Source organism: Vulcanococcus sp. (genome assembly GCF_044369115.1).
GTDB lineage: Bacteria > Cyanobacteriota > Cyanobacteriia > PCC-6307 > Cyanobiaceae > Vulcanococcus.
Genome location: NZ_JBIPMN010000231.1, coordinates 1 through 3,140, shown reverse-complemented (window position 1 = coordinate 3,140; position 3,140 = coordinate 1). Strand labels below are relative to the sequence as shown.

5 protein-coding genes are annotated in these 3,140 nt (G+C 65.3%); all 5 read right to left on the bottom strand.

The features are described from left to right. The coding region (locus ACIQ2E_RS13660; protein WP_398331638.1) for a ferritin-like domain-containing protein at positions 1-327 on the bottom strand (327 nt) is incomplete at its 3' end. A 5-nt stretch (positions 328-332) separates the two neighbouring features. Continuing rightward, the gene (locus tag ACIQ2E_RS13655; protein ID WP_398331641.1) at positions 333-896 is read right to left on the bottom strand and encodes a BMC domain-containing protein; all 564 of its coding nucleotides are present in this window, start codon (positions 894-896) and stop codon (positions 333-335) included. 180 nt (positions 897-1,076) lie between these two features. Next, the gene (locus ACIQ2E_RS13650; RefSeq protein ID WP_296369985.1) at positions 1,077-1,328 is read right to left on the bottom strand and encodes a carboxysome peptide B; all 252 of its coding nucleotides are present in this window, start codon (positions 1,326-1,328) and stop codon (positions 1,077-1,079) included. Then, positions 1,328-1,642, bottom strand: coding sequence for a carboxysome peptide A (locus ACIQ2E_RS13645; protein WP_398331634.1), 315 nt, complete (start codon positions 1,640-1,642; stop codon positions 1,328-1,330). Before ACIQ2E_RS13645 ends, ACIQ2E_RS13650 begins: the two co-directional genes overlap by 1 nt. A 1-nt stretch (position 1,643) precedes the next feature. Beyond that, positions 1,644-3,140, bottom strand: a 1,497-nt coding sequence (locus ACIQ2E_RS13640; protein WP_398331631.1) for a carboxysome shell carbonic anhydrase, incomplete at its 5' end; no start/stop codon positions are given.

Sequence of the window (3,140 nt, the reverse complement as noted above, 5' to 3'; positions counted from 1 at the left end):
GCAGAAGCGCGTGGCTTCGTCGTAGTGATTCACGAGCTGTTGTTCCAGATCCGCGTTCTGCTCCAGCAGCCCCAGCAGGTCGGGGGCGTGGGTCACCGGCTGCAGCTGGGAGGCGGCAGGCGCCACCCCCAGCTGCAGCATGTGCTGAACGATCCGTTCGGCGTGCTGCATCTCCTCCACCGTTTCCTCGCGGAAGCGCTCGGCGGAGGCCTCATCACCCCAAAGCCCAACGAGTGAGGCCTGCGTCATGTATTGCTGCACGGCAGTGAGCTCAAGGCTCAGGGCGCGGCCCAGATAGCCCAGGACGCGCGGATGAACGGCGTCCATGCTCATCAGGCGCGGCGGTTGTTGGAGCTGGCCAGGGCGGGCTCCACCTCGCTGTGGGGGCGGGCAATGATGTGAGCAGCCACCAGACCGTCGCCCACGCGCTCGCAAGCGTCAGCGCCAGCGCGCACAGCAGCGTTCACAGCACCGGTTTCGCCGCGCACCATCACGGTCACGTAGCCGCCGCCCACGAATTCACGGGCAATCAAGCTCACTTCGGCGGCCTTGGTCATGGCGTCAGCAGCCTCGATGGCTGGCACCAAACCGCGGGTTTCGATCATGCCGAGGGCGATGCCCTGAACGGAAGAGGCCATGGGAGAGAGGCTGCTGGAGGAATTCGAACGGTTGTTGCCATCGCCGCCGGCGCTGGAACCACCAGCACGGCGGGTGGTCGTGGCGGGCTTGCTGGCGGCCGCCCTCGAGGGGGTTGAGGAGCGGTTGCTGGTCGCGGCTTTGCTGGCCACGGCCGTGCTGGCAACGGTTTGGGCGGTCACGGTCACTGCCTTGGGGGCGGGTGCCGCAGGCTGAGCGGCGGGCGCCGGTGTAGAGGCCGGCGCTGGGATAGCCGTCACCGGCGTGGTCGCGGCGGCAGCTGGTTTGGCAGCTGCCGGCTTACCGGAGGCCGAGGTGGAGGTGGCTCGGGATCTGGGAGTGGCCATGGCGGTGATGGGCGGTGCCCGTGAACGGTCGCGGTGAAACGGAGTGGGCCCGTGCGGTTCGGAGAACCGCAGCGGGAGGAACGGGGAGGTTCCTTAGCCGTCGGGCGACCAGTGATCGATGATTCCGCCGATCGTCAGATCGGTGAACAGGTCGGCATTGCCGGTGGCATGCCGAGCAGCGGAGCCGCTGGCGGTGAACACCCAGTTGCCTGGAGAAGCGCCAACCGGGTCACAGGCAACGCTGAGCTTGCCTTTAGGGGTGCGCAGGATGCGCAGGTTCTGGTGGGCGAAGCCCTCCACACGGTTGGTGCAGACCAGCGACCCCATCACCTGCATGATTTCCATTACTGCGCCCCTCCGCTGCCGCTCGGAGCGCCGGGATTGGCGGGCTTGCCGGCAGCCATCTCTTTGGCGGCATCAGGATCCCAGTGGTCGATGATCCCCACGATCGTGAGATCGCTGGGGTACGACTTGCTACCGGCGGCTTCACGGGCGGCGGAACTGCCCACGCAGATCACCCAGTCGCCAGGAATGGCGCCCACGGCATCAACGGCCACCTTTTGCGTGCTGCCATCGAGCACCACCTGCAGGTGTTTGTGCTGGAAATCGGCGATGCGGTTGGTGGACACCAACGGCTTTACCACCTTGCAAATCAACATCTCAGTGCCCCCCTCCGGTGTTGAACGTGATTGAGGAACTTACGGTTTCGGCCGGCACATGCCGGTCGCGGTCGCGCACGGTGAGCAGGGTGTGCAGCAGACCCTGCGCGCAGAGGTCGCTGTAGCGCGCCTCGATGGCGCTTTTCACCCGCTCGCAGTGGGTGATGGCCCGCTCGCGTGCACCGGGAACAGCACCGTGGTAGTCGAAGCGGAGCACCACAGGAATCGGCAACCCGCGCGACACATTCAGACCTTTGAAGATCTTCACGCCCACATCAAGATCTGGTGCACCTTCTTCCACCGTGTCCATGTAGGCGAAATAGGTGAGGTTGCGCAGGTGCACTTCCTTGAAGCCAATGCCAACACCGATGAATCGCTCGGCATGGCCGAAATCGCTGTAGCTGCCGCCGTGGTATTGGCGCACGTAGTCGATTTGGGAGAGGTTGTGCTCGATCAGGCGAGCGATCAGCTGGACCATGCCGGCATCCGGCGTGGCGGCAGCGGCGGCTTCCACCAGCCCCACGATCCGTCCGCGGGCCTGATCAGCCGTGAGACTGCGGGTGGCGTCGTACACCGCGTGGGCATCGAGCCACTGCTCCAGGTTGGTGCTGCCATCACGGCCAGGCACGTGCACACGGATCGCGTCGGTATCCGTGTCCATGCCCACGAGCAAAAGATCCACCGAAGCACCACAGCAGAAGCTGTTTTCAACGGCTTGCTGGAAATCCTTGAGCCGTTGCAGACCCTGGGCGGCGGCGGCTTTGTCGTCACTGCCGTGGGCGGCGCAGCCCTCGTGGCAGGGGTCTTTGGAGCTGAAGTGATACACGACCACCTTGAGGTAGCGGGTGTCGTTATGGGCGGGGTTGGGAAGGCTTTCGCGGTAGCGGCGGTGCTCGGTTTTCACCCAGCGATCCACCGTGTTTTCCACGTCGAACATCGCGCCGGCATGGGAGCGGCGACGCACGGAACTGAAGGGCAGCCGCAGCGCGTAGGCGATGGCATGGGCTAGCCGGCCATCGGCGCAGGGGGTGATGTCGAGCAGATGGAAGCCGCACTCCAGCAGGAAGCTGTCGAACGCTTCAGCATCCGCGCTGCCGGATTGGGCCGCCAGTGGATCGTCGTTGAAGAAGGAGAGGCTGGTTTGTTCGTAGGCCTCGAACACGCACCAAGCGAAGAGGGTGCGCATGTCCAGCTGGCTGGTCCAGGCGGTTTCGAGCACCGGTTGGGGCAGCTCGTGGCCCAGTTCCGCCAGGGCCAGGCGTTGAGCCTGGGCGATGAAATCGGGTTCGTGCTGCAGAGCGGAGATGCGCTTCAGCACCGGTACGACCCGATCGAAGGCTCCGAGGGTGCGCTCTTCGTAGGCGCGCAGGGCCGCGTTGGCTTGGCCGTTGCTCAGCGGATGCAAACCGCCGCCCACCAAACGTTGTGTGGAGTGAGCGCTAGCCGGCTTGATCACCACCTGTGTCGCGACGGGACGCACGCGCCGAGGTGAACTGCT

Bases quoted from the DNA above. Each gene is read 5' to 3' on its own strand.
- ACIQ2E_RS13645 (WP_398331634.1), bottom strand. From the start codon at position 1,642: ATGTTGATTTGCAAGGTGGTAAAGCCGTTGGTGTCCACCAACCGCATC.
- ACIQ2E_RS13650 (WP_296369985.1), bottom strand. From the start codon at position 1,328: ATGGAAATCATGCAGGTGATGGGGTCGCTGGTCTGCACCAACCGTGTG.